The sequence below is a fragment of the Alteromonas abrolhosensis genome, from assembly GCF_001953635.1.
Taxonomy (GTDB): domain Bacteria; phylum Pseudomonadota; class Gammaproteobacteria; order Enterobacterales; family Alteromonadaceae; genus Alteromonas; species Alteromonas abrolhosensis.
Genome location: NZ_MEJH01000016.1, coordinates 42,370 through 69,167, shown reverse-complemented (window position 1 = coordinate 69,167; position 26,798 = coordinate 42,370). Strand labels below are relative to the sequence as shown.

Annotated in this window: 27 protein-coding genes; 8 read left to right on the top strand and 19 right to left on the bottom strand. The window is 44.8% G+C overall.

Going from position 1 to position 26,798, the window contains the following annotated elements; all coding sequences use genetic code 11:
• The 6 genes from BGK61_RS19490 to BGK61_RS18055 form a co-directional block, all read right to left on the bottom strand.
• The coding region (locus BGK61_RS19490; RefSeq protein WP_108721599.1) for a DUF2750 domain-containing protein at positions 1-261 on the bottom strand (261 nt) is incomplete at its 3' end.
• A gap of 539 nt (positions 262-800) precedes the next feature.
• Positions 801-1,181, bottom strand: a complete 381-nt coding sequence (locus tag BGK61_RS18080) for a hypothetical protein (protein ID WP_076012947.1) — start codon at positions 1,179-1,181, stop codon at positions 801-803.
• Between the two features lie 128 nt (positions 1,182-1,309).
• Positions 1,310-1,618 (bottom strand): DUF6980 family protein, encoded by a 309-nt coding sequence (locus BGK61_RS18075; RefSeq protein WP_199820767.1) that lies wholly within the window; start codon positions 1,616-1,618, stop codon positions 1,310-1,312.
• A gap of 115 nt (positions 1,619-1,733) precedes the next feature.
• Positions 1,734-2,192, bottom strand: coding sequence for a hypothetical protein (locus BGK61_RS19485; RefSeq protein WP_108721598.1), 459 nt, complete (start codon positions 2,190-2,192; stop codon positions 1,734-1,736).
• 154 nt (positions 2,193-2,346) lie between these two features.
• Positions 2,347-2,688 (bottom strand): hypothetical protein, encoded by a 342-nt coding sequence (locus tag BGK61_RS18065; RefSeq protein ID WP_076012945.1) that lies wholly within the window; start codon positions 2,686-2,688, stop codon positions 2,347-2,349.
• Between the two features lie 378 nt (positions 2,689-3,066).
• A complete protein-coding gene (locus BGK61_RS18055; protein ID WP_076012928.1) occupies positions 3,067-3,528 on the bottom strand; it encodes a DUF6882 domain-containing protein in 462 nt (153 codons plus the stop codon).
• A 748-nt stretch (positions 3,529-4,276) separates the two neighbouring features.
• Here BGK61_RS18055 and BGK61_RS18045 point away from each other — a divergent pair.
• On the top strand, positions 4,277-5,245 hold the full coding sequence (locus BGK61_RS18045) for an integron integrase (RefSeq protein ID WP_076012930.1): 969 nt from the start codon (positions 4,277-4,279) through the stop codon (positions 5,243-5,245).
• Between the two features lie 81 nt (positions 5,246-5,326).
• Here BGK61_RS18045 and fadA read toward each other — a convergent pair whose 3' ends face one another.
• Positions 5,327-6,490, bottom strand: a complete 1,164-nt coding sequence (gene fadA, locus BGK61_RS18040) for an acetyl-CoA C-acyltransferase FadA (RefSeq protein ID WP_014997215.1) — start codon at positions 6,488-6,490, stop codon at positions 5,327-5,329.
• Positions 6,491-6,508: 18 nt separating this feature from the next.
• Complete coding sequence (gene fadB, locus BGK61_RS18035) at positions 6,509-8,659, bottom strand: fatty acid oxidation complex subunit alpha FadB (RefSeq protein ID WP_076012854.1); 2,151 nt, start codon at positions 8,657-8,659, stop codon at positions 6,509-6,511.
• 495 nt (positions 8,660-9,154) lie between these two features.
• Between fadB and BGK61_RS18030 the strand changes: the two genes are divergently transcribed.
• From BGK61_RS18030 to BGK61_RS18020, 3 genes are all read left to right on the top strand, one after another.
• A complete protein-coding gene (locus BGK61_RS18030; protein WP_014997217.1) occupies positions 9,155-11,209 on the top strand; it encodes a transglycosylase SLT domain-containing protein in 2,055 nt (684 codons plus the stop codon).
• A gap of 133 nt (positions 11,210-11,342) precedes the next feature.
• Positions 11,343-12,674 carry a Xaa-Pro dipeptidase gene (gene pepQ / locus BGK61_RS18025; RefSeq protein ID WP_076026124.1) on the top strand — a complete coding sequence of 444 codons (1,332 nt, stop codon included), beginning with the start codon at positions 11,343-11,345 and terminating at the stop codon, positions 12,672-12,674.
• A gap of 185 nt (positions 12,675-12,859) precedes the next feature.
• The gene (locus BGK61_RS18020; protein ID WP_076012733.1) at positions 12,860-13,576 is read left to right on the top strand and encodes a ZIP family metal transporter; all 717 of its coding nucleotides are present in this window, start codon (positions 12,860-12,862) and stop codon (positions 13,574-13,576) included.
• 195 nt (positions 13,577-13,771) lie between these two features.
• Here the strand turns inward: BGK61_RS18020 and ispB are convergent, their stop codons facing one another.
• Complete coding sequence (gene ispB, locus BGK61_RS18015) at positions 13,772-14,746, bottom strand: octaprenyl diphosphate synthase (protein WP_076012734.1); 975 nt, start codon at positions 14,744-14,746, stop codon at positions 13,772-13,774.
• Positions 14,747-15,521: 775 nt separating this feature from the next.
• Between ispB and rplU the strand changes: the two genes are divergently transcribed.
• The 3 genes from rplU (at position 15,522) to cgtA (ending at position 17,530) form a co-directional block, all read left to right on the top strand.
• Positions 15,522-15,833, top strand: a complete 312-nt coding sequence (gene rplU / locus BGK61_RS18010) for a 50S ribosomal protein L21 (RefSeq protein WP_012517169.1) — start codon at positions 15,522-15,524, stop codon at positions 15,831-15,833.
• Positions 15,834-15,848: 15 nt separating this feature from the next.
• The gene (rpmA, locus tag BGK61_RS18005; protein WP_012517170.1) at positions 15,849-16,106 is read left to right on the top strand and encodes a 50S ribosomal protein L27; all 258 of its coding nucleotides are present in this window, start codon (positions 15,849-15,851) and stop codon (positions 16,104-16,106) included.
• Between the two features lie 257 nt (positions 16,107-16,363).
• Positions 16,364-17,530, top strand: coding sequence for an Obg family GTPase CgtA (gene cgtA, locus BGK61_RS18000; protein WP_076012732.1), 1,167 nt, complete (start codon positions 16,364-16,366; stop codon positions 17,528-17,530).
• A gap of 201 nt (positions 17,531-17,731) precedes the next feature.
• Here the strand turns inward: cgtA and BGK61_RS17995 are convergent, their stop codons facing one another.
• A complete protein-coding gene (locus BGK61_RS17995; RefSeq protein WP_076012731.1) occupies positions 17,732-18,097 on the bottom strand; it encodes a hypothetical protein in 366 nt (121 codons plus the stop codon).
• Positions 18,098-18,279: 182 nt separating this feature from the next.
• Between BGK61_RS17995 and folA the strand changes: the two genes are divergently transcribed.
• Positions 18,280-18,777 (top strand): type 3 dihydrofolate reductase, encoded by a 498-nt coding sequence (gene folA, locus BGK61_RS17990; RefSeq protein ID WP_014997223.1) that lies wholly within the window; start codon positions 18,280-18,282, stop codon positions 18,775-18,777.
• Positions 18,778-18,907: 130 nt separating this feature from the next.
• Here folA and rpoS read toward each other — a convergent pair whose 3' ends face one another.
• The 9 genes from rpoS to BGK61_RS17945 all read right to left on the bottom strand — a co-directional run bounded on the left by rpoS (position 18,908) and on the right by BGK61_RS17945 (position 26,555).
• Positions 18,908-19,900, bottom strand: coding sequence for an RNA polymerase sigma factor RpoS (rpoS, locus tag BGK61_RS17985; protein WP_014997224.1), 993 nt, complete (start codon positions 19,898-19,900; stop codon positions 18,908-18,910).
• Positions 19,901-19,972: 72 nt separating this feature from the next.
• Entirely contained in the window at positions 19,973-20,842 is an 870-nt protein-coding gene (locus BGK61_RS17980; protein ID WP_076012730.1) for a peptidoglycan DD-metalloendopeptidase family protein, read from the bottom strand.
• A 1-nt stretch (position 20,843) separates the two neighbouring features.
• Positions 20,844-21,422: a YqaA family protein gene (locus tag BGK61_RS17975; RefSeq protein ID WP_076012729.1), complete on the bottom strand. Its 579-nt coding sequence runs from the start codon at positions 21,420-21,422 to the stop codon at positions 20,844-20,846.
• Entirely contained in the window at positions 21,419-22,054 is a 636-nt protein-coding gene (locus BGK61_RS17970) for a protein-L-isoaspartate(D-aspartate) O-methyltransferase (protein ID WP_014997227.1), read from the bottom strand. The genes BGK61_RS17975 and BGK61_RS17970 overlap by 4 nt, the downstream gene beginning before the upstream one ends.
• Before the next feature lie 82 nt (positions 22,055-22,136).
• Positions 22,137-23,213, bottom strand: a complete 1,077-nt coding sequence (truD, locus tag BGK61_RS17965) for a tRNA pseudouridine(13) synthase TruD (protein WP_014997228.1) — start codon at positions 23,211-23,213, stop codon at positions 22,137-22,139.
• Positions 23,210-23,683 carry a 2-C-methyl-D-erythritol 2,4-cyclodiphosphate synthase gene (gene ispF, locus BGK61_RS17960; RefSeq protein ID WP_014997229.1) on the bottom strand — a complete coding sequence of 158 codons (474 nt, stop codon included), beginning with the start codon at positions 23,681-23,683 and terminating at the stop codon, positions 23,210-23,212. Before ispF ends, truD begins: the two co-directional genes overlap by 4 nt.
• Entirely contained in the window at positions 23,683-24,444 is a 762-nt protein-coding gene (ispD, locus tag BGK61_RS17955) for a 2-C-methyl-D-erythritol 4-phosphate cytidylyltransferase (RefSeq protein WP_014997230.1), read from the bottom strand. Before ispD ends, ispF begins: the two co-directional genes overlap by 1 nt.
• Before the next feature lie 5 nt (positions 24,445-24,449).
• Positions 24,450-24,740 (bottom strand): cell division protein FtsB, encoded by a 291-nt coding sequence (ftsB, locus tag BGK61_RS17950; RefSeq protein WP_014997231.1) that lies wholly within the window; start codon positions 24,738-24,740, stop codon positions 24,450-24,452.
• Between the two features lie 99 nt (positions 24,741-24,839).
• The gene (locus BGK61_RS17945; RefSeq protein ID WP_076012916.1) at positions 24,840-26,555 is read right to left on the bottom strand and encodes a TIGR03545 family protein; all 1,716 of its coding nucleotides are present in this window, start codon (positions 26,553-26,555) and stop codon (positions 24,840-24,842) included.
• Positions 26,556-26,798: the final 243 nt, after the last annotated feature.

The window sequence follows — 26,798 nt, the reverse complement described above, 5'->3', positions numbered from 1 at the left end:
ATCTTCTGGCAAGATAGGTAAGAAGTACTCTTTAAACTGCTCCCAACTAACACCTCTAGCTTCCACATTACCGAGTAAATTTGGATTTAGTTTTTTAAGCCTTTCGATTCTCGATTTGGAAGACCATACAGGCAAAGATACCTTATCGTCGCTCACGTCAAACTCTAGGAGCACCTCATTTGGATATGCTCCAAACCAGACAACTTTGGTTTCTGCGACTTCTTCATAAAACCTGTTAGCTTGAGCGACTCCTGCTGACATTCCTTGTCTCCTAACATTAAGCTAAGCGGCGCAGTTGCGTGGGGCATAATGGCGAAGCCGCCCCGCGTAAATGCGTCCGAGCGACCGAAGGGCGTGGTCTTAAGCGCCTTGTTATAAGCAGAGCCAGTTCCTTTGGTCTTTTTAAAAACTGTTGAAGCCAGCATACGATTGATTGTTAACACAAACAAGTAGAACGACAGTGGGCTGATGGTTTTGATTTGGCAGAAGCTAGCCGCCATTTGAAGTGTCAAATGCATTGGCGCTTGTTGACGTTGAGTAATAACTTGGCGCTAAAGCGCCTAATGCGCAACCTTTGAATTGAAAGCGGCGGATTTAAACCTACCACAAGTCAGAGCGATGCAAATGAAAACAGATGAGGGTAGTTGCACTGGGATTTGTATTAAGCCAAACGCAGTTTAGGCTGACGCCTTATAACACCCACATAAGGGGCAGTAATACGTGGGCTAAAATATGGAGCGAAGCGACAGAGCCCACGTGTTACTGTCCCAGCGAAGCGCCTTAATGTGTTTGTTATATTTTTAGTTAAAAATAACCGGCACTGTTACCGAAATACTACAGCCTTCGCCGTATGAAAAAACGAAAAAGTGTTTTCGAACCAACTCATTTCCAACGGTATACCAAACTACTTTTCCTTCATCATGCTCGAAAGCTTCCGCTGGCATAAACAGTGATGGTTCCTCAAGACTGTCGATGAATAGTGCCGAATTTTTATATTCTCGATCTTCGATTTTGTTGGGTATTAAGATTTCTACTGAATAACTGCCATCAAAATAATCAGTATTAACTGTAAAAAGTGACTGATATTTTTCATTCCAAAGAAACGCTTGTTCCTCAGTAACAATACAAGTTGATGCGTTCGAAGCGCCGCAAAATAATAAACTTAATAAAATCCATCTCAATTTGAACTTACTCCGAAAATATAACTTCCCACTAAGGGGCGATAACGCATGGGCTAAAATTAGGAACGAAGTGACGCAGCCCATGTGTTAGCGTCCCAGCGAGCGAAGCGAGAGCCTTGAGTGGTTTGTTAGGTGTTACGATACCAATCACTCCCTTGAAACTGTTTTGGTATATCTTGCTCACTCGGCTCATCAAAGCCGAGGGCTTCCAGGGTGTCAAACCAAAGATCTCTTTTTGACTTTGGTAGTTCTGAACCACACCAAGGACAATATGAGATACCCGAAATAGCGGTACCGCCATCATGGATGATTATGCCGTACTCTTCGAATTTTGGATTATATGAAATCAGTGCATCTGGACACTCATATTCATCTTTGTGATGGTTACAATCAAACTTGATTGCTAATTCCATTTCATTACAGCAATGTTTAATCACACGCGACACCTAACACCCACATAAGGGGCAGTAACACGTGGGCTAAAATCCGAGCGAAGCGACAGAGCCCACGTGTTACTGTCCCAGGGAGCTTGCGACCGACTTAATGTGATTGTTATGAGCCTACCTTTTGCTTTTCATTTGCATAATCAAAGGTTTTATTAACAAAGTAGCTCATTAGAAGAAAAACTAGGCTAGAAATAGCCAAGCCTGCCATAACTTCATAGCTTTCTCGTTCCGTAAAGTTTGCTAGCAAAATAAAAACACAAGCCATCGAAGCACCTGCAATTATTCGATATATACAAAGGAGGCTTGAACCAACTCCGTTTGCAACAGGCAATATATTTTTTAAAGTTGCTTTTAATCCGTCATGCCACCTCGATGACCAATACCATGCAAGCGAAGCTAAGAGATGAAAAGCAGCCAAAATAAAAAAGTAAATAACGGTTCTATCAGACGCGTCTATAGATTTATAAAATGCTTCTACACCTGCAATTCCATTATCAGAAAAGGACCAGAGACATGGGATGCCCCCAAGAAAAAAACAAATAATAGCTTCTTGTAGATATTTCATCGTGACCTTCCTTTGGCTCATAACTTTTAAATAAGGGGCGCAAGCATGTGGGGCATAATGGCGAAGCCGCCCCGCATGTATGCGTCCCAGCGAACGCAGTGAGTGACTTGATTTTTTTGTTATGTGCGTCCCTAAAATTACCTAGAATTTGCATTTAATCTGATACTCCTTTTCTCCAGTTTTCCATTTTGCTGACTAAACCTGGATAGCGCCAGTCCATGATATAGATAAAAGGCGACAAAAAAAGAACAACCAAACCCAATAACAACAAAGATTCTCTAACAGAGCTGATACCCAATTGGTTAATTTTGGTATGAATAATAGATAGGAAGATCAGCATGCCGAAAATAAAAGGTAGCATTAAAAGATAATGCTTAATCAAATTAGAAACTGTTCTTTGTTTAGCTATATGGCGAGTTTGAAGCCTGCAATGAAACTCTACAGTTAACGCATTTAGGATAGTTGCAATTACTGCTATTAAGGCTAATTCAAACAATTAAAATATCCATATCGTAGAAGCANCTAACAGAGCTGATACCCAATTGGTTAATTTTGGTATGAATAATAGATAGGAAGATCAGCATGCCGAAAATAAAAGGTAGCATTAAAAGATAATGCTTAATCAAATTAGAAACTGTTCTTTGTTTAGCTATATGGCGAGTTTGAAGCCTGCAATGAAACTCTACAGTTAACGCATTTAGGATAGTTGCAATTACTGCTATTAAGGCTAATTCAAACAATTAAAATATCCATATCGTAGAAGCACATAACGCCCGCATAACGGGCAAAAATACGTAGGCTACAATACCAAGCGAAGCGCAGGGAGCCTGCGTGTTTTTGTCCCTAGCGAGCGCCGCGAGTGTTAATGCGTTTGTTATACGTCATCAACTACTGAATCTAATAAGACAAATAACTTGGAAGGTCCTAAAGGGCATCGGTACACGGCTAATCCACCAATTTCCCTAAGCGCTATCGCAGCCATTTCCCATCCTTCATCCTCTGTTGCTTTCCAAACTTCCGAATCAAATATTTCAAGGCCGGTTTTACTGCTTAGTTGCCTGAGTTCTCTGGATGCCGCAGACATATGTGAAGGCAACGATTTATTTGCCCAGGCCCACTGAAGAGTTTCTTTTGATTCATCTACTGAGCAAATTAAATTTACTTTCACTCTCAGTTCTTCATCGTCTTTGCTGAAGATGATATGTCCCTTCTTGGTGTCAAAATCGAATCTATAAAAGGAGCCTAATCCAAAATTATCTCGGGCCTCGCTGTTTTTGACTTCCATTTCATTAAAGCAACTATCTACATAGTCATCTATTTGTTTATCAGTCCACATAATCTATCCCTGACGTATAACTTTTAAATAAGGGGCGCAGGCGCGTGGGCTAAAATGCGAAGCAGCCCACGTGTATGCGTCCCAGCGAACGCAGTGAGTGACTTAATTTTTTTGTTATGTGCCCACTGCTTATTCATAACTAACTTCCCAGCCGATTCTACTCACATGCTTAGGTCTACAGAATGCCATAAAAGTAAACATAGAAGCTAATGTGCCTATCAAAACTACAAGATTTGTTAGCTCTGTGAAGTTAGAGACAAAGACAAAGTAGGTAACAAAACTTAGTAGTAATATGGAAGTAGAAAAAAACAGTAGGAACGAAAAGCTGTTCATTAGCATATCTAGAACAAACCTAAAAAAATATAGATACACGCCTATGAAGAGCAAGTGGGCAAATATGACTATTGGTCCGTTCGACTTTAGGGTATAGAAAAGGGTAAGCAAGCCAGCAATAAGAAAACCGGAGCTAAAGTCTATCACTATGCTTCTAGTTGATTTCTTCCTCAATGCAAAATCCCTTTGGCACATAACAATTTAGTGTAAGGAAAAAATCCTTTATGCAAGGTGGATAGTTTCCGTATATCACATTTATAGTTTTATCACTTTCGCACGTAAATACACTTCCATCAATAACCTACACTTAGTATCTGAAAACACCGTACTTAAGTACGGAATCGTTCCTTTTTATTTTACGGTCGAGTTAAAAACCGTAATTCTGTATTTATTTACAGTAATAAAAATCAAAAAAATGAAATCAATGTTCATGCAAATGGTGATAGAGCATATGCACAACCGTCGCTATGCGAAGCGTTCGATTGAACTCTATAGTAAATGGATAATTAGCTTTATTCGCTTTAACAATAATAGGCACCCATCTGAAATGGGAGACAAAGAAGTTGAAGTGTTTCTGTCTCACCTAGTTAACGCTAAAAATGTGGCTCCGGCCACTCAGGCGAGTGCGTTAAATGCATTGGCGTTTTTATATCGCGATATATTAGAGCGCCCACTTTCGTGCGAACTCAACTTTGTTTCAAGTCGTAGGCAAGCCAAGCTTCCAGTTGTATTAACGCAGGAAGAGGTCGTTTCTCTTTTTGAGCAAATTCCTGCCAACCTAAAGTTACCAATTTCTTTATTGTACGGAAGTGGTTTGCGGCTAATGGAAGCGGTTAGGCTACGAGTTAAAGACATCGATTTTGACTACAACGCTATTCGCATTTGGGATGGGAAAGGCGGTAAGCATCGCATTGTAACGTTGGCTGCAGAATTAAAACCGGGTCTTACACGACAAATCGCTATGGTAGAAAACTTCTTGGCGGCTGATTTAGAAAATCCAAAATACGCAGGCGTTTATCTACCTCACCGATTACGTTTGAAATACAAAAACGCGCCCAGAGAGTTAGGCTGGCATTATTTATTTCCCTCTTCTCGATTATCTGTCGACCCTGAAAGCAAGAAAGTGCGACGGCATCATATTGATGAATCGAGTATACAAAAGGCAATACGCAACACGGCAAAAACTTGTGACATTAAAAAGAAAGTTACGCCTCATACGCTACGCCACTCTTTTGCAACGCACTTGCTGCAATCGGGCGCTGATATTAGAACGGTGCAAACACAGTTAGGTCATTCAGACGTAAAGACCACGCAAATTTATACCCACGTGCTTCAGCAAGGTGCGCAGGGTGTGGTAAGTCCTTTATCTCGTGTTTTGAAGTAATCTGAAAAGTAACTAAAACCAACAAAAAAGGGCCCGAAGGCCCTTTTCAAAACTTAGCTTTAAAACCTCTTATTCAAACGCTTATACACGCTCAAATACGGTAGCAATACCTTGGCCTAAACCAATACACATAGTTGCTAAGCCTAGGCTTACGTCTTGTGACTCCATTAGGTTGATAAGCGTACCTGAGATACGTGAACCAGAACAACCTAGCGGGTGACCAAGTGCAATAGCACCACCGTTTAGGTTAATCTTAGTATCTAGGTGGTCCATCCAACCTAACTGCTTAATGCACGATAGCGCCTGCGCCGCGAACGCTTCGTTAAACTCAGCAAGTTCAATATCGTCCATAGTAAGGCCAGCGCGCTTAAGGGCTTTTTGTGTTGCTGGCACTGGGCCATAACCCATAATTGCCGCATCACAACCAGCCACAGCCATTGCGCGAATTTTCGCACGTGGCGTTAGGCCAAGCTCTTTCGCACGGTCTGCTGACATAAGTAGCATAGCCGATGCACCGTCAGACAGCGCAGAAGACGTACCCGCAGTCACTGTACCGTTTACTGGGTCGAACACTGGGCGAAGCGCCGCCATGCTCTCAGCTGTGCTTTCTGGGCGAACTACTTCATCGTAGTCAATAAGCTTTAATACGCCATTTGCATCGTGACCTTCAACAGGCACAATCTCGTTAGCCCAGCGGCCTTCAAGGTGTGCTTTGTGCGCTAGCTGGTGCGAACGCGCACCGAATGCGTCTTGTTGCTCACGAGTAATACCGTTTTGACGGCCAAGTAGCTCGGCTGTCATACCCATCATGCCCGACGCTTTCGCCGTGTACTTAGCAAGACCAGGGTGGAAGTCGATGTTGTAGTTCATCGGTACGTGACCCATGTGCTCAACACCACCAATCATGTAAATGTCACCACGGCCGCTCATGATGCCGCTTGTTGCATCGTGAAGGGCTTGCATTGATGAACCACATAAACGGTTAACCGTTACCGCGCCTGTAGTGCGTGGAATTTTTGTGAGTAGTTGCGCGTTACGTGCAACGTTGAAGCCTTGTTCTTTAGTTTGCTGAACACAGCCCCAAATGATGTCTTCAATTTCCGCTGGGTTTACGCCAGGGTTACGCTCTAGTAGCGCGGTCATTAGTGCTGCAGATAGGTCTTCTGCACGCACATTTCTGAAAACACCGTTTTTTGAACGACCCATAGGGGTACGTACGCAATCGATTACGACCACTTCTTTCATTAGTTTTTCCTCCGGGTCTTATGCGAAATAGGATTTACCAGAAGCGGCCATTTCACGAACGCCGTCTGAGATCTGATAAATAGGACCAAGTTCAGCGTACTTGTCTGCCATAGCAACAAAGTTCGCCAAGCCAATGGTTTCAATCCAACGGAAAATACCACCGCGGAATGGAGGGAAACCTAAGCCGTAAAGTAGCGCCATATCTGCTTCAGCCGCGCTATCTACAATGCCTTCTTCTAGGCAGCGAATTGCTTCGTTTGCCATAGGGATCATAAGGCGTGCAATAATTTCGTCAGCTTCAAAGTCTGTCTTGTCAGCTACGTGTGGCGCCATTAGTGCGTATGCTTCTTCTGCAGGTGTTTTAGACGGCTTACCGCGCTTATCAACACCGTAGTTGTAGAAACCTTTACCGTTCTTCTGACCTAAACGCTCTTCTTTGTAGAACAGTGTTACAGGGTCGTTGTCTAGGCGAGCCATACGCTCTGGAATACCCGCTGCCATAACGTCTGCTGCGTGATCGCCAGTGTCGATACCTACAACGTCCATTAGGTAAGCAGGGCCCATTGGCCAGCCGAAGATTTTTTCCATTACTTTATCAACGGCTACAAAGTCTGCACCGTCGATAAGAAGCTTACTGAAGCCTGCAAAGTATGGGAACAATACGCGGTTTACCAAGAACCCTGGGCAGTCGTTAACCACAATTGGGGTTTTGCCCATTTTAAGGGTAGCGGCTACTACTGCATTGATGGTTTCTTCTGACGTTTTTTCGCCACGAATAATTTCAACAAGCGGCATGCGGTGCACTGGGTTGAAGAAGTGCATACCACAGAAGCGCTCTGGCTTGTCTAGGCTTTCAGCTAGCTGATTGATAGAGATAGTAGAAGTGTTTGAAGTGATGATAGCGTCGTCAGCTACGTTCTCTTCAACTTCTTTTAGTACAATACCTTTTACTTTCGGGTTTTCTACAACCGCTTCAATAACAAGGTCTGCATCTTTCAGTGTGCTGTACTCAAGGGTAGGCGTGATAGCGTTAAGTGTTTGCGCCATTTTGGCCGCGTCTACTTTACCGCGCTGCATGCCTTTACCAAGGATCTTCGCTGCTTCTGAAAGGCCAAGGTCTAGTGCACCTTGGTTAATGTCTTTCATGATAACTGGCGTGCCTTTCACGGCGCTTTGGTATGCAATACCGCCGCCCATGATGCCTGCACCTAGTACAGCATTAAGCTTGGTTTCTTTTGTGCTTGCTTTCGCTTGCTTCTTACCTTTGCTCTTAACTAGTTGGTCGGCAAGGAAAATACCAATCTGTGCTTTCGCAGCGTCGGTTTTCGCAAGGGCAACAAAGCCTTCGTTTTCAAGCTTAAGTGCGCCGTCGCGGTCTAGACCCGCTGCTTTTTGTACCGTTTCAACCATCTTGTGCGGCGCTGGGTAATGTTTGCCAGCTTGTGCAAATACCATAGCTTGAGCAGTAGAGAAGCTCATCATAGCTTCGTTTTTATTTAGCTGTAGTGGGGCTTTCTTAACCGCACGACGAGCTTGCCAGTCAAACTTGCCTTCTGCTGCGTCTTTCACCATTGAAAGTGCGCCTTCAACAAGTGCCTCTGGTGCTACAACGGCGTCAACAGCGCCTTCAGCAAGGGCTTTCGCGCCTTTTCTGTCGCGGCCAGTGGTCATCCATTCAAGGGCATTGTCTGCGCCAATAAGACGAGGTAGACGAACCGTACCACCAAAACCAGGCATTAGGCCTAGTTTAACTTCTGGTAAACCAATTGAAGCAGTAGTGTCTGCAATACGCATGTCACACGCCAATGCCATTTCACAGCCGCCACCTAGAGCGAAGCCGTTAACTGCAGCGATGGTAGGGAAAGGTAGGTCTTCGAAGCGGTCGAATACTTGTGATGTATTAGCAACCCACTGTAGTACTTCTGCATCGTCCATGGCGAATAGGCCAGTGAACTCGGTGATATCAGCACCAACGATAAATGCAGGTTTTGCACTGCGTACTACTAAGCCTTTAACATCGCCTTTGGCAAGTAGGGCTTGGGTTGCTTCGTCAAGCTCGGTTACCGTTTGGCGGTCGAACTTGTTTACTGAACCTTGGGCGTCGAATACCAGCTCAGCAAAGCCGTCTTCTAACAGGCTGACGGAAAGACTTTTGCCTGTGTATATCATTATCATCTCCTTCGGCATTGGCCAGGATGTTAGTGAAGTAATCCAACTAGTTTGTAGGGTCGTATGCATTCACTAACGCGTTAGGGTGGCTAGATTCTTTACAAAGCCACACAAAATTTCAACAAAAAATCAAACAAGCGTTTCAATTTGTCTAAGGTAGTGGTCGGATGACTTAAATTCAAGTGTAAATATCGAATTCAAGCTTCATTTCGCCATTGGTGGTTGTATAATGAGCGTTATTGACGCAAAGCGCCAATCCAGCAAAAGAATAATCTACAATCATGTCAACTATGTGTGTAAAGCATAGCTAACGACAGCTGGCACAACATCTTCTTTGGCAAGGAGCCAGGCTGAAATTTTCCCTTCGTTTTTCAAACGAACGTAGTGGGTCAGTCGCAATGCTGCTTTTTCAGCAACATTTTACAATCAGCTCGATTCGGCAAATTTGCCAGCGCTCATAAGCGTTCGAGTGTAGAGCAGGGTAGGAGTTCTATTGTGTCTGGTTTTTATTTTAGTTCGTGGTTAGGTCAGCGCTCGCTGACAAAAAACAATAAATTGCTCGCCACCGTAGTGGGAGCACTAATGTGTTCTTTCTCTTCCTTTGGTGCTTGGGCAACCCAGCCCTTAACGTTACCCGAAGACATATTCGAAAAAGATCGCGCTCGCTATTTAGAAGTTGAAAAGAAATTATTAACTTACTCAAAACGCAGTGTTCAGCATCTTGATAACGACATTTATGAGTTAGCGCACTACCCACTTTATCCTTATCTGCTTCGGCTTAAGCTTGAACGCACCATGTCGATTAAGACAAAGCGCGATGTAAAACAGTTTCTGGAAGACTTCAATGGACAGCCGGTTAGCTATGGTGTGCGTTATAAGTGGCTTAACTACCTTGCAAAAAATGACTACCGCAGCACATTTTTAGAAAACTATCGCCCTGGTATGGGTGCAAGGCTTACCTGTATTGCACTTAATTACCGCTTAAAAGAAGGTGAAAGCGAAAAAGATATTTTACCTGAAGTTGATGCATTGTGGCTTCATGGGCAGTCTCAACCTGATGAGTGCGATCCGCTTTTTGCTAAGTGGAAAAAAGCGGGCATGATGACACCAGAAATGGTGATAAAACGTATTGAGATTGCCGCGAAGGAAGATAATCGAAGTATTATCTCTTATCTTAAGCGCCAATTACCCAGTGATAAGCAATATCTTGCAGATGCGTGGTTATCAGTAACCCGGGATTCAAGCCGAGTTAACAAAGCAGCACTCTTCCCGTTAAAAAATACATCCCATGAAGCGGAGGTCATTGTATGGGCGGTAGAAAAACTTGCATGGCGAAACCCTGATTTAGCCGGCACGGTTTTTAACCGTTACAACGACAAGAACATCTTTTCACAAGCACAGCAGCACGTTATGCGAAGAGCAATAGCGCTTAGCTACACGCTAGACCGCCTTCCTCAAGCGCACCATTGGCTTGAACTTGCTGACGTAGAGGGAGCCAGTGAAGACGTAAAGCTTTGGCATATCTCCCATTTGCTGCGTACGAAAAAGTGGCAGGAGGTGGTAGACGTTGTTGATAATGCCCCTGCTAACTTGCAACGAGAAGAAAACTACCGTTACTGGAAAGCTCGTGCCCTAGAGGCGCTTGGGCAAAGTTTGCAGGCAACGGTGCTATACAAAGAACTTGCGCAAGAGCGTCATTACTATGGCTTTATGGCAAGTGCTCATATTGGTGAGATACCATCGCTAGAACATACGCCGGCGCCAAGAGATACAGCGGCTATTGCAAGCGTAGCGAAAACGCCAGCCACCCTGCGAGCTGTTGAGTTTTTTAGGCTAGATAGAACCACAGAGGCGCGCCGCGAGTGGTTTTACTTACTCTCACATTTACCCGAGTCTAAAGTAACGGATGCGGGCATTTTGGCGTATGAATGGGGCTTATACGATCAGGCTATTACCAGCTTTGCGCGAAGCGGCTATTGGGATGATGTTGAGCGCCGATTCCCGCTAGCCTTTAACGATGTATTTAGTGAAAAATCGCAGGCCTACAGCATTTCAAAGTCACTGGCTATGGCCATTGCACGTCGTGAAAGCTCGTTTAGAAGCGATGCTATTTCTTCCGTGGGAGCGGCAGGACTCATGCAGCTTATGCCTGGAACGGCGCGTTATGTAGCGAAGGAAAAAGTAAGCAGAAGCACGCTTTTTCAGGTGGATGATAACGTGGAATACGGTGTGCAGTATCTTCGTTACCTGATGGATAAGCTTAATAATAATCCAGTGTTGGTGTCTGCATCTTATAACGCGGGATGGCGCAAAGTGTTGGAGTGGCTGCCTGCCAATGAAGCACTGCCTGTGGATATTTGGATTGAGAATATTCCTTACAAAGAAACCCGTGCCTACGTCAAAGCGGTGATGGCGTATCAGCATATTTACGACCAACAGTTAGGCGGAAATGAGAATATCTTCCCCCAACTCACCCGCGATATGATCCCATCGGCAGATGCCGTAAGTACACATCCGGTGACCGGTACTCTACAGCTAGCGCCGCGATAGCAACATGCAGTTAGGGCGTGCTTATGCGCGCTTTAGCGTAAATGAGGACGTATCGGTCTGAGCCAGTATGCATGTCATGCTGGCCTCGTGTTACACTAGTGGATCTAACGACTAAAAAAATATAAGAGGGGCTATGTCGCAACATCAAGCAACCTACCAACAGCATATCGAAGAGCTTCAAGCGCGTACACGCGAAGCGCTACAGCGAGAAGGACTAGACGGACTAGTTATTCACTCAGGGCAGGGCAAGCGCCTTTTCCTAGACGATAATCACTACCCATTCAAGGTCAACCCGCAGTTTAAAGCATGGGTGCCTGTTATTGATAATCCTAACTGTTGGTTGGTGGTTAACGGTGTAGACAAGCCTACACTTATTTTCTATCGCCCCGAAGACTTCTGGCACAAGGTGCCGCCAGAACCAAATGATTTTTGGACTGAGAGCTTCGACATTAAGCTACTTCAACAGGCCGATGCGGTAGAGAAATTCCTGCCTTACGACAAAAGCCGTTTTGCCTATGTAGGTGAGTATATTGAAGTGGCAAAAGCACTGGGTTTTGAAAATGTTAATCCAGATCGCGTGCTGCATTATTTGCATTACCAACGCGCCTATAAAACCGATTACGAACTTGACTGCATGCGTGAAGCAAACAAGCTGGCGGTAGCAGGTCATAAGGCGGCAGAGCAGGCTTTTCGCGAAGGTAAAAGCGAGTTCGACATTAACTTAGCCTATGCCTCTGCGTGTCGACAAGGCGATAACGATGTGCCTTACACCAGCATCGTGGCACTCAATGAGCATGCCTCAATTTTGCATTACATGCAGTGCGATACCGTAGCGCCGAAAGAATCGCGCTCCTTTTTGATTGATGCGGGAGCGAATTATCATGGTTATGCAGCGGATATTACGCGTACTTACGCTCAAGACGGCGTTCATAATTCAGCGATGTTTCGCGATCTTATTCAAGCGGTAGACAAGGTAACGCTAACCTTAGTCGATTCGTTGAAGCCGGGTGTAGCCTACACAGACATTCACTTGCTAGCGCACGATGGCATCGCACAAATTCTTCATGACACTGGTATGGTGAATTTAACGCCGCCTGAAATCGTAGAAATGGGGATTACTCGTACGTTCTTCCCACACGGCATTGGCCACTTCTTGGGTCTGCAGGTACACGATGTGGGCGGGTTGGTTAATGACGACAGAGGCACGCCTAAGCCTGCTCCTGAAGATCACCCGTTCTTGCGCTGCACGCGTATGGTAGAGGCGCGTCAGGTGTTCACAATTGAGCCGGGTCTATACTTCATCGACAGCCTGCTGCGAGACCTCAAAGCAACACCTGCGTCTAAATACATCAATTGGGATACCATTGATGCCTACAAGCCGTTTGGCGGCATTCGCATTGAAGACAACATCATTGTGCATCGTGATAAAAATGAGAATATGACCCGAGATTTAGATTTAAATTAATTGGGTGCGGCATATATCGCCACTAGCGATTATCAACAGCCTTACGAAAAAAAGAGCAGCGCGACGCTGCTCTTTTTTGTTGTGCTAACTTCTGTGTGATATTAAATTTTGGCTTTGCATGTAAACCATTGATGCTCTTGAAAGTAACCATAGAGTAACGGTAAAAGTGTTAGGAAGGAGTCTTTATGCCTCAGGGCGACATAATAAGTTTATTGGTTATGGCAACGGTCGCAGGGCTTGCCATGCCCGCAGGCGCTATTTTAGCTACCTTTAAAGGGGTCCAGCCTAAGTGGCTAGAGAAAGAGTTGCGACACGGTATTTTAGCGTTGGGAGCGGGGGCACTAATATCGGCAGTAGGCCTTGTACTTGTTCCTGAAGGCATAAAAGACGTATCCGTATTCGCTGCTATATCGTGTTTTGTTGGTGGTGCCTTAGCTTTTATGGCCTTAGATATTTACTTAGCCAAAAAGAAAACCGCGGGCAGTCAACTCGCCGCCATGCTTAGCGACTTCGTCCCTGAATCTATTGCTCTTGGTACCACTGCGGCACTTGGTGGAGGCACCATGCTATTAGGTATCCTCATTGCGGTGCAAAATTTACCTGAAGGGTTCAACGCTTATCGAGAAATGCTGCCCAAAAATAAGCGGCGCAGTACCAAGCTCATTATAATTTTTGTATTGATGGCACTGCTTGGCCCCTTGTTTAGCTTGCTAGGGTTTTATTATTTAGCGCAATTTCCTGTCATAATGAGCGGCATTATGCTGTTTGCAGCTGGCGGTATTCTCTATTCGGTGTTTCAGGACATTGCCCCGCAAATCCGCATGGAAAATCACTGGCTTCCTCCCCTTGGCGGTATTCTTGGTTTCTTAGTGGGGATGATAGGTTTTATGCTTGAAGGCTAGCGTTTTGAAAATGAGCTAGTTTTCTTCATAAGTTATCGTAGTTAGGCTGCGCCATTAAAAAAGGCGTGTTACTTACAACACGCCTTATCATACAACTTAGCCCACTAGGTTTATACGGATGTTTCGCGCACGGATGTTTCGCGATCAAAGGGCTTCTATTATCACCAAAGCTAGTAAATCTGAAGTCAACAGGCCCTAGCTCGTGCGCTCAATTGAAATATGTGCCAGCGCGATTAATGCCTCTTTGTACTCTGAATCTTCAATAGCGTTTAAGCTATCAATGGCCATTTGCACTTCTTTTTGCGCACATTCCCGTGTGTAATCCAACGCACCGGTTTCTTCCATAATGCCTTGAATTCGCGTTAAGTGTGGTAGGCCATTGCTTTGTTCAATCGCTTCTTGAATAAGTGCTTTATCGTCGTCGTTCTTGGCGTGCCACATCGCGTAAAGCAATGGCAGAGTAGGCTTACCTTCGGCTAAGTCGTCACCAGCATTCTTGCCCATTTCTTCGCTGTCAGCCATGTAGTCAAGTATATCGTCAGCTAGCTGAAAGGCAGTCCCTAAGTGCTTGCCGTACTCTTGCATAGCGTGTTCAATGTGCTCATCTTGGTCGGTTAACACTGCGGCTAACTGTGTTGCGGCTTCAAACAAACGTGCCGTTTTACCATAGATAACGTCAAAATATCGGGCTTCTGTAGTGCTGGCGTCGTTACAATTCATCAACTGTAAAACTTCGCCTTCAGCAATTTGGTTTGTGGCTTCTGACAGTACTTCCATAACGCGCATACGCTTTAGGCTTACCATCATTTGGAAAGAGCGGGTGTATAGGAAATCACCCACCAATACCGATGCCTGATTACCAAAAATGGCATTAGCCGTTTCTCGCCCTCTGCGCATGGTCGACTCGTCAACGACATCATCATGCAGCAGGGTAGCGGTATGAATAAATTCCACAATCGCCGCAAGGGTATGGTGATCGTTGTTGTCTATTCCCATGGCCCGCGCACTTAACACGGTAAGAAGTGGGCGCAAGCGTTTGCCGCCACTGTTTACAATGTAAAAACCTAGCTGATTAATAAGGGCAACATCAGAATCGACTTGTTGTTGAATCAGCTGGTTGACCGCCTGCATATCATCATTAGACAGGGCGCGGATTTGATCTATATCCATAGGCATGGCAATAAATACTTACTCTTACGTCTTGGGCAATTATTGGGGGCGATTGTACCTTAATCATCCGTACTATCCACCAAATTGTCTTAAAAAGTGACGGCTTAACGCATTTATGTGTAATTCCTCAAATACGGTTAAACCGGATATGAAATAGGGCGGGTGACATTCTTAACATAAATTTCGTTCTATGTATGTCGGCGCGCAGCTAGCATGCCCCTAAATTAAGTAATTACATGCAATTATAGAGACTCTTGCTATTTTTTCCTGCCAACGCGCTATTTTTTGATATTTAAATAAAGAAAACCGTGAGCATACAAGTAACTTCTTTTGTTAACCAGAAGTCGAGGCGTTAAAGGCGAATCGAAATTACATCGCTTTATGGCAGATAAAGTATTTGAATTTCTTTAGTGCGATCCAATGGAGGGATCGCATTAGGATCGCAGCCCTTTTTGAGGGATCTTTTGTCGATCCTTACTGGCAGATCGGTTATCAGTTTGATCGCCATATGCGTCAGTCCGGCCTATTAATACTTCAATTTTTATTCGTTATGACTTCAACTTTTTTCCAGTTTTCTCAAAAAAAATTGTGATTTTTTAACGCTTTTTAGGCATTTGAAGCTGCATCAAATAAGCAATTGGGGCATAATTCCCCCCATGTTGGAAAAATAATCTATTTTTCTGCGAATCGGGGTTGTGATTTACGGATGTTTCACGTACAATTCGCGCCCTGTTTTTTGAATTGAAGCGTCAGTGGACGCAGAGCGGAGTTAACTATGTACGCGGTTTTCCAAAGTGGCGGTAAACAACACCGTGTGGCCGAAGGCCAAACCGTTCGTCTTGAAAAAATCGAAGTAGCCCCAGGCGAAACGGTTGAATTTGACAAAGTTTTAATGGTAAGCAACGGTGACGACGTAAAAATCGGCACACCAATCGTTGCTGGTGGTAAGGTGACTGCTGAGGTTGTTACACACGGTCGTGGCGATAAAGTAAAAATCGTTAAGTTCCGTCGTCGTAAGCATTCTCGTAAGCAAGCGGGTCACCGTCAGTGGTTCACAGAAGTGAAAATCACTGGTATCAACGCATAATAGGAGCACGAACACATGGCACACAAAAAAGCTGGTGGTAGTACCAAAAACGGTCGTGATTCAGAAAGTAAACGCCTAGGTGTTAAGCGCTTTGGTGGTGAATCTGTTCTTGCTGGTAACATCATTGTTCGTCAACGTGGTACTCGTTTCCACGCTGGTGACAACATGGGTATCGGTAAAGACCACACGTTGTTTGCACTAAAAGACGGTAAAGTTCAGTTCGACGTTAAAGGACCGAAGAACCGTAAATTTGTAAGCATCGTAGCTGAGTAAGCGCGTAAGCTTCTCGCCGAACAGGCTTAGAAAAACCCCGCGCTTGCGGGGTTTTTTGTTTTATGAAACCTTTCTTTCTTTTTCTGTTCTTAATTAATAGCGTTGAAAATCCAGCATAGTTTAGCGTTAGGCAAGGTTTTACTTCTCGTTTTTTAGAATGCTGAACAGACACAAAAGCGCCGATGAGCAATTTGGTGTAAACTTAGTATTCGCATTAATAAGTTAATAACCCACGGCATTACAGCCCGGAGTGATAAATGAAATTTGTAGATGAAGCTGAAATTCGCGTTGAAGCCGGCGACGGCGGCAACGGTACCATTGGCTTTAGAAGGGAAAAATACGTACCTAAAGGTGGCCCAGACGGTGGCGACGGTGGTGACGGCGGCAGCGTGTTTTTACAAGCCGATGAAAACCTAAATACATTGATCGATTATCGCTTTGAGCGCTTTCACCGTGCAGAGCGCGGCCAAAATGGTCAAGGCGGCAACTGTATTGGTAAGAAAGGTAAAGACCTCACTGTAATGGTTCCTGTGGGCACACGCGCTACGGATAGCGATACTGGTGAAGTATTAGGTGACTTAACCCGTCATGGCCAAAAGCTTAAAGTGGCACAAGGTGGTTTTCACGGTTTAGGTAATGCTCGCTTTAAAAGCAGTACTAACCGCGCCCCTCGTCAAAAGACCAATGGTACACCAGGTGAAATTCGCAACCTTAAATTAGAGCTAATGCTTCTGGCAGATGTGGGTCTACTAGGTATGCCTAATGCAGGTAAATCAACCTTTATCCGCTCTGTATCGGCAGCTAAGCCTAAAGTGGCTGATTACCCATTTACCACCCTTGTGCCTAACTTAGGTGTAGTTCGTCAAGACTCACAGCGCAGCTTTGTTATTGCTGATATCCCTGGATTGATTGAAGGTGCAGCCGATGGCGCAGGCTTAGGTATTCGTTTCTTAAAACACTTGGAACGCTGCCGTATATTGCTTCACATCGTGGATATTTTCCCAGTTGATGAAACAGATCCTGCTGAGCACGCCAAAGCAATTATTGAAGAGCTTGAAAAGTACAGTCCTAAGCTGGCAGACAAGCCACGTTGGTTAGTGTTCAATAAAGTCGACTTGTTGCTTGAAGCAGAAGCTGAAGAACGCTGCCAGCACGTGATCGATGCACTAGGTTGGGAAGGCCCTGTTTACCAAATCTCTGCCTTCCAGAAGATGAATCTAGATCCTTTGTGTAACGACATTATGGACTTCATTGAATCTCTTCCTGCAGAAATGGAAGAGGAAGAAGAGAAAAAAGAGGTGGAATTTAAGTGGGACACTTACCACAAGAATACACTTGAAGCTCATGATGAGTTTGAAGACGACCTAGATGACGACGACTGGGACGAGGACGATTACGACGTGGAAGTTGAGTATCGTCGCTGAGAAACAGTCGTTGAGAAACAGGCGTTAAAAGCCAGCCGCTAAGTTGCTAATGACAATCCGCTGCTGGCAAGTGAACATAGCGCATGTTAAACCTGCTACAAATTTAAGCGGTAGGTTCGCCAGAACAACGTAATGAAACGGATAAAAGCTCGCATTATTGCCAAGGCAAGATGCGGGCTTTTTTGTTGGTGTATCTAACTCCTACACGGCGAAGCGCAGTGGTAGATGGTTGTTTACCATGTTATTCGAGGCGCTGATGACAGTATGAGCTCTGTCGACAATAGCGTTTCTGTGGTGAGGCAGTTTCAGATGAAAGTAGGCTTCTTCAAGTAAGCTTGTTAAACCCATAATTTTGGCGGTCATAGCGCTATTCTCTCCACCATCTACTTCTAGCAGAATAACGGCGATATCAAACGCACAGCCAAGGTAGGGAATTGCGTCACTGAATTGACCGCTCTGCATAAGCATAGTGCCTTGCAATTCGTCGCGCGCCATTACGTGTAACGCCTGTTCTGGGTTGTTATAAACCCAGTCTGCGTGTTTAGGACATAAATAGTTTATTTGCATTGTAGCGACCTCCTATATACACACTAGAACAGTTAAAATAATAATGCAAATGATAACTGTTTCTATTTGTTGATGGTGCAGCTATATACTTTGAGCCATTACACATTTGGTCACCGTTGTTGATATACTGCCGCGGTTCAACAAATTAAAACGGCTTTAAAGGTAATGAAATGAAGATAGCGATGATTGCTGCTATGGCGAAAAACAGAATTATAGGTGCCGACAATGATATGCCGTGGCATTTACCGGCAGATCTAAAGCACTTTAAAGCTATCACCTTGGGTAAGGCAGTTATAATGGGCCGTAAAACCTATGAGTCAATTGGAAGGGCACTGCCAGGCAGACCAAACATAGTTATCACAAGCAATGCAGACTACAGTCTGTCTGACGCTACAGTGGTCGATTCGCCTGAGTCAGCCTTTGAGGTTGCTAAAGCATTGAGCCCAGAGCAGAGCGAAAATGATGAAGTAATGATTATTGGTGGCGGTACTATTTACCAATCGTTTCTGGATAAAGCAGACACCTTGTACCTCACGCATATCGATTTAGACGTTGATGGCGATACGCAGTTTCCAGACTACGAAGCAGCAGCAAGTTGGAAAGAAGTGTCGCGAGAGGCGCACAGTGCCGATGAGAAAAATGCGCACTCTTACACATTCGTTACTCTTGTCAGGAACTAACATCGGGTTTAGAAGTTACGCTCACTAAGTCATTCTTTCAATCCAAAATAAAAAATGCCAGTGTTGGGAAGCTCAATAACGTAAAGCTTCGCAACACTGGCATTTTAGTTTTCTACGTTACGCGTAGAAGCTACTTCATTTGATCGAACAAATTCTCTAATGAAAGACCCTGATGACCCAACATATCGCGAAGACGGCGAAGTGCTTCTACTTGAATTTGACGAACACGTTCACGTGTTAAGCCAATTTCGGCACCCACATCTTCAAGTGTAGAAGGCTCATAACCCATTAATCCAAAACGGCGTGCAAGTACTTCGCGCTGTTTAGGGTTAAGCTCCTCTAACCACGTAACAATATTACTTTTGATATCTGAGTCTTGTAAGCTCTCTTCAGGGCTAAACTCTTTCTCGTCCGCAATAATGTCTAGTAATGCTTTATCATTTTCTCCGCCAATGGGTGTATCGACAGAAGTAATGCGCTCGTTTAAACGCAACATCTTAGTGACATCTTCAACAGGCTTATCAAGCGCTAGTGCAATTTCTTCTGCGGTCGGCTCATGATCAAGCTTTTGTGAAAGTTCACGAGAAGCACGTAAATACACGTTCAGTTCTTTCACTACATGAATAGGCAAACGAATGGTGCGCGTTTGGTTCATGATAGCGCGTTCGATGGTTTGGCGTATCCACCATGTGGCGTATGTTGAAAAGCGGAATCCACGTTCAGGATCAAACTTCTCTACGGCACGAATTAGTCCTAAATTGCCTTCTTCGATTAAATCTAGAAGTGCCAACCCACGGTTGTTGTAACGGCGAGCAATTTTAACAACAAGGCGAAGGTTGCTTACAATCATACGTTTACGAGAGGCTTCGCAGCCTTTCAGTGAGCGGCGCGCAAAATAAACTTCTTCTTCTGCGGTTAGCAGTGGTGAAAAACCAATCTCGCCTAGATAAAGCTGTGTGGCATCTAGGTTTTTAGGTTGGTCGTCCTGACTGAAAATGGCATCGTCATTTTCTAGTTCAGCGTCGTTAATTAAGGTCTCGTCAGCTTTCATATCAGCTGGCATATCGATGACATCTAAGTCATCTTGCGGTTTTGATTCTAAGGCTTTATTTGACTTACCCATCGTGAATCTCCTGCTACAAGGTTTACCTTATGACGTTTCTCCTTTGTCTTTTTTTATTGTTATTTATTTTTATTATTTTAATACTGGCAGGTACTTCATAGGGTCTAATGATTTCCCTCTATACCTAACTTCAAAGTGAAGTTTTACCGAATTTGTTCCGCTGTCACCCATGGTTGCTATTTGTTGCCCCGCCGATACCCATTCTCGTTCTTTGACTAAAATGGTGTCGTTGTAGGCATAGGCACTTAGAAAGGTATCTGTGTGTTTTATAATAACCAGATTACCGTAACCTCTTAGTGCACTCCCTGAGTAAACAACTTTTCCATCTGCTGCCGCTACGACTTTACTGCCTCTAGCACCAGCGATATCAATACCTTTGTTACCTGACTCTGACTTACTGAAGGTTCCAACTACTTTACCCTCTGCAGGCCATACCCACTCTTGTACTTTGTCGGGGAAGCTCGTCGGTGTTTGTTTTTTGACGCTTTGTGACGGCTTCTTGACAGCTTTAACATTTTGTGGCTTAACAATTTTTTCACTTTCACGATACGCCTGTGGTTGTGGACGGTCAACCAAACTTTTGTCTACATTTAAAGTGGTCGGAGTTGTCGACTGATTGGTCTTAGACTTAGGTATAACAGGGGGTGTAGCCACTTTCGAGGGAGGTGTCACGGCTAAAATTTGACCGGGAAAAATGGTGTAAGGGGCTGATAATTGGTTGTATTTCGCTAAGTCACGATAGTCGTTTCCGGTGTACCATGCGACCGCGTAAAGGGTGTCTCCACGTTGAACTTTGTAGGTTTTTTTAGTGTATTCTTCGCTTCCATCTGATACTTGGCTATTTAACAAAACAACGGGAGCGGGTGCTGTTCGACCTGCACAGCCCCCAAGAAGTGCAAAGATATATAAGGAAAAGCCTAGGTAAAACCAGTGCTTACGCATATCATCGCAATAGTAAATAAGCGAAAACTGCGAGGACAACTACACCCCAGCCAAGCACCTCTACATATTGCCTTAGCTTTTGCTCCATCGCAGCGCCACCCCAGCGCATAAGTGCGGCGACTAAAAAGAATCGTGCGCCACGCCCCACGGCAGATGCCAGTACAAAGGGCAAGAAAGCCATTTGCAAGAAGCCAGCACTTACAGTAAATATTTTATAGGGGATAGGGGAGAAGCCTGCGAGAAAAACTACCCACACACCGTAGTCTTTGAACCACTGCATTGCGGTCTCGATTTTGTGGGTATAACCCCAACTTTCAATAAGCGGGGCAAGCCATGCATCAAATGCAAAATAGCCTAGCCAATAGCCTGCAATGCCGCCAAAAATAGATGCAATCGTGGTAATAAAGGCAAAGTGCCAAGCTTTATTAGGCTGTGACAATGCCATTGGAGCAAGCATTACATCAGGTGGAATAGGGAAGAATACTGACTCTGAGAAGCTTAACCCACCTAAATATTTGGTTGCGTGGCGATGCCTCGCCCAGCGTAACGCCATGTCATAACATGGCTCAAAAAGCTTCACATTAGCTCTCCTGCTACAAGGGGAACAAATCGGACCGATTCAATGGTCGATGTCGTTAGTTCACCTTCAATCCTATCAATACATAGCAACGATTGTTGTTCGTTGCCTACGGGTATAATGAGTCGCCCGCCTTCTTTAAGCTGATCGCACAAGTCCTGAGGCAGGCTCGCAGCAGCGGCAGTAACGATAATAGCATCATAAGGACCTTTGGACGCCCAGCCCTTCCAACCATCACCGTGTTTCATTGCAATGTTGTGAAGGTCGAGTTGATTCATTCGACGCTTCGCTTGGAACTGCAATGACTTAATACGTTCAACACTGAATACTTTGGCAAATAGTTGCGCCAGAATAGCAGTTTGATAACCAGAGCCCGTGCCTATTTCTAAAACTTTCTCGGGTTTATTAGGGCTATCCAGCAGCAACTCAGTCATTTTCGCAACAATATATGGTTGCGAAATTGTCTGGCCTTGACCTATCGGTAACGCCGTATTTTGATAGGCTTTGTGTTTCAGCGCATCGGGTAAAAAGCTTTCCCGCGGCGTACCAGCAATGGCGTTTAATACTGCTTGCGAACGTATTCCCTCGTTGTAAAGCAGTTCTGCTAACGCGTCTCCTTTTCTAGAAGCTCTCATGATGTTGCGTACTTTCCTTTATTATTATCCACAGCCACGCGAGGTTTAGTCTATTGCGCGCCACGCTTTCTCAATACTTTCTTTAAACCCTGTTAATTGGCGACAGGGTTTCAACGCACTCTCTAAGGACTGAGGTTGCAAAACAGCCACTAGGAAGCGCAAATGAGATAGTAAATGTATCACCCTTACTCTGCCATTCAAGCTGTGAAGGCCAAATTTTTATCGCTCGGCGCTCTTGTTCGAACCCGCACTGACTTAAAAAGTCGATAACTTCGCTATTTTGCTCTGCGACAGACTGCTCTAGTACGAGTGCGTCAGCTTGCGTAACAAGCGCGCCTTTACCCCAAAGTGGAGCCGATGGACACACATCTTTGTCATCAAAGCGACGTTGTGCCTCTTGCTGCTGCTCTGAACCTTCATTGATGAAAAAGCTATTGGAGCCCGACAGTACCAGCGCGTCGCCGGTAACGACGTTGTCGAACAACCCTTTTTCTAATCGCGCAGAAAGCATTTCATTAAATAGCCAGCTGCGTAGCGCTGAAAGCGCCATTGAGCGTTTGTTGCGATGTCTAATGGTTTCGCCATTGACCATGCGCTCTGCCATTACCAGGTTTCCACCGCGCTGCACTTCACCCATGTCATTTAAGCGCATTACACCAAAGCGTTGTTCGCCGTAATAGTTTGGCACGCCGTGCTTTTCAATTTCTTGAAGACGCTCTTCAATGGCTTCTGGATGCAGAACCTGACGTAAGGTAATAGTAAAGTGGTTGCCTTTAAGTTGCCCTGTACGCAGTTTTTTATTGTGGCGCATTTGCTTAAGCACCTTAACGCCTTCAAGTTCGAAATTACTAAAATCGAAATCGGGTTTACCGGGCGCGTGAATACCAAACCACTGCTGAGTTACCGCATACTTGTCTTTGCGACCAGCATAGGTAATTTGACGTAGTGGTAGGTTAACGAAACGGGCTAACTGCTCAGCAACAAACGCAGTGTTTGTGTTGGTTTTTTCAATAAAAACAAACTGGTGCTCGCCTTCACCACAAGGGGTATAGCCCAAATCCTCGACAACTTGGAAATCGTCGGCTTGGAATTTAAAAATGCCGGTGGATACAGGCTTTGCGAAATAGTACTGCCAGTGGTCAGTGTGTAAAGGCTTCATAATTTTTCCAGTAGAACAACGGCGTGAGAGGCAATGCCTTCTTTACGACCGGTATAACCGAGCTTTTCAGTGGTCGTTGCTTTTACGTTAATGTCATCAAGTGCTACGTTGCAGTCTTGGGCAATAATCTCGCGCATAGCCGAAATGTGCGGCGCCATTTTAGGTGCTTGCGCCACAATGGTCATGTCTGCATTACTTAAGCCGTAACCTTTCTCCCTTACCACATTGACGACGTGACGCAACAGCACACGGCTGTCTGCGCCCGCGTAGGCGTCGTCTGTGTCAGGAAAGTGCTTGCCTATGTCACCGAGTGCTGCCGCACCTAACATGGCATCGCATAGCGCGTGGAGTAAAACGTCCCCATCGGAGTGGGCTAATAGCCCTTGTTCGTAGTCGATTTTTACGCCACCTATTGTGATGGGACCTTCACCGCCAAACTTGTGTACATCAAATCCGTGTCCAATTCGCATTATGATTGTGCCTTTTGATTTTGTGCGCTGTAGCTTTGTGCGCTGTAGCTTTGAGCGTCCTGGCCTTGCGCGCTAAATTTTTGCTTAAGATAAAATTCTGCTAAAGGAAGATCGGCAGGGTGCGTTATTTTTATATTCGCCGGGCTTCCGTTCACCATGGCAACCTTGTAGCCTTCAAGTTCCATGGCTGACGCTTCGTCGGTAATGTTGGCGCCTTGTGATAATCCATTTTGAAGAGCGCGTTTTAACAATGTGGCTGGGAAAAGTTGAGGCGTTAACGCGTGCCACAAACCCTCTCTATCTTCGGTGTGTGAAATCACATTCGACGAAGACTTGACCCGTTTCATAGTGTCACGAACAGGAGTAGCCAGTATACCGCCTACAACGTCAGGGGAGTGTATTAATTCGATAAGTGCAGAAATATCGCTCTGCTCCACACAAGGCCTTGCTGCATCGTGTACCAGTGCCCAGTCGTTCTCACCAAGATTCACAATACCGTTTAAAACGCTATCTGCTCTTTCTTTGCCGCCGTCAACAACGTGAATGGGTTTGTCACGCAACCCATATCGATCGAAATACCCGTCGCCCGGGCTTATTGCTACGATCACCTCGTCGATTAACGGATGATGTAGCAATGCGTCAATCGTGTGTTCAAGAATAGTTTTACCATTTATGGTGAGGTATTGCTTAGGGCGGTCAGCCTGCATTCGGCTGCCAACTCCGGCTGCGGGGATAACCGCAACAACGCGGGGCGATGTCATGTTCTTCACTTAGAATCTGCGGGCAAAATACGGTAGAAGGTTTCTCCCTTTTTGATCAAACCGAGTTCGTTTCGCGCTCTTTCTTCAATGGCTTCTAAACCAATTTTTAAATCGTTAATATCAGCTTTGAGTAGGGCGTTGCGCTGAGCAAGATTTGCATTTTGAAGGGCTTGAGAGTGAACTTCTTGTTTTCGGTTGAAGTAATCGGGAATACTATTTTTTCCAAACCATAGCCTGTATTGCAATAGACCAAGCAGTACTATCAATACAATGGGAAGCCATTTACCTTGCAACACAGATTCACCTGACAATGTGGTTAAGCGGAAAAAAAGCAGAGGCTCTGCGCCTCTGCTGTGTCTTATTATGCCGCGAAGCAGCGTCGAGTCAAAGTCGCATTATTCACCTTGGCCCAATTTTCCCTTCAATTTGTCAAATAGTTTACTTTTTTGCTGCTCAACAACGTTGTTAAGCTGAGCTTGTAGTAGTTCCTGAAGAGCGGCACTGTCGCCTTGCGCTGCGCTAAGCATGCTGTTTACATCAACAAGTTCGCCGGATAACAGTGATTGCTGGCTGCTTATCATGCTGTTGAGTTTGTTGTTTAGCTCATCTAACTTATCTTTTTGACTTGCGGTAAGCTGAGAAAGCGCCGCTTTAGCAAGCTTATTATCAAGGTCGGATTTAATATTGAAGCCAGGGTCTGAAAGCGTACCGTCAAGTAGCATGGTCATGTTCAAGCTGGTTAACGTTTGCAGTGCCTGCGCGATCGCGCTGGTAATATCACTGGTGCCAGTGGCTTCCATAACAAGCTGCTGAAGATCAACTTCGCCAGTACCACTTAATATGTTATCAGTGACTTTCATCGAGCCATTGGTTTTCATCAACGCCGATTTAAGTACAGCATTTAGCGTTTCATTGCCGCTAAATGTAATGTCAGACATATTCACACCGGCTAGCTGCCATACTTGGCTAGCGTCAACCCCGTTGCCGTCAATCCAGAATTCTCCGCTTGAAGTAAACGATTTTAATAGGTCTCCCGCCGCTTCAATAGTAAAGGTGGTGGGGTTACCGAAGACTTCGTGAACGTTTGTAATGTTATTCCACTTGCTGGTGATAGTTTCATTTTGCCAAAGCACTGATACATTGGCTTCTTTCACCAAGATTGACGGCACTTCAGTCGGCGCTTCACTTTTTTCTTCACCTTGAATGAGCGGCATAACAATTTGCATTGCTGCCATGAGGTACTCAGTGTATTCCGCCGCCTTGTCACCAAACACAAAGTAAGTCACTTGAGAAAGCGCAGCTTGATCGCCTGCAATTACGCCTTTTAACAAAGCGTAATCTTCTTGTGGCGCTTTTTTAAGTGCCTCAACGCTTTCACTGAACGCTTTTTTAGCATCGCTCGCTTTTTCCGTGAAGTTACTAATAAGCGCGCGGTCTGCCTGCATTTCTTCTTTTAACTTATCAAACGATGACTTCGCCTGTACCAAGGCTTGAGGGTCTTTGTAGTTCGTTTCTTTTAGCTGGGCAACTTGCGTTTTATAGTACTCAATGCGCGCCTTATCAGGTAAAGATTCATAATCGTCTTTAAGGCCCTTACCGTAAGTTTCGTAGGCAGATTTTGCTTTTTCAATGGCAGCGGTGGTTTTTAGCGGGTTACGAGCGAGTAGCTCATCGACCGTAGGCACCGCTTCTTTGGCTTTGGTTTTGATTTCATCAAATGACAATGAGCGCTCTGGTACGCGATACACTTCGCCTTCAGTCTCGCGCAACGTGTCGAACTGTACTTTCAGTAAATTAAGGTTGTTAACAATAACCTGGTCGTTCAAAAGCGGCTTGAGTTCAACGTCAGCATAAGCTTCACCCACAAAAACCTGGTTATGCGAAGGTTTTGTAGGGTTAGTTAGGGAAATGCCTTTTAGTGTAACCGTGGTCGGAAAAAGAGAGTGGTCGAACTCGTCGATATTCACTTCAGCGCCGTATGACTCGCCTAATTTGGACTCGAGAATAGATTTGATTATGGTGTTGGCGAACAAAAAATACACCAGAAATAGCACCACAAAAATACCAACCACCCATAATAAAATAGGCTTGCCCTTTGAACCACTACTCATATTCAACTCCTTGATTTGTTGCGCGTTTAAGGTTTATTGCGCAAAAGCCACTACTTTTATGTGGTGCAATACCAATTACAAAACGGCAATTGATGAACAGCCACTTATGGTGCTTCTGAGTGTAATGCACTCAGGTCGTTTCTTCCATACGCATAAGGTAGGTGTATTGTTTAAACAGAGAATGCGAAAGCACGTAATGAGGGTAAGAGAAGCAAATAACAGTAAAGTTTAGTTTTTTCTTTA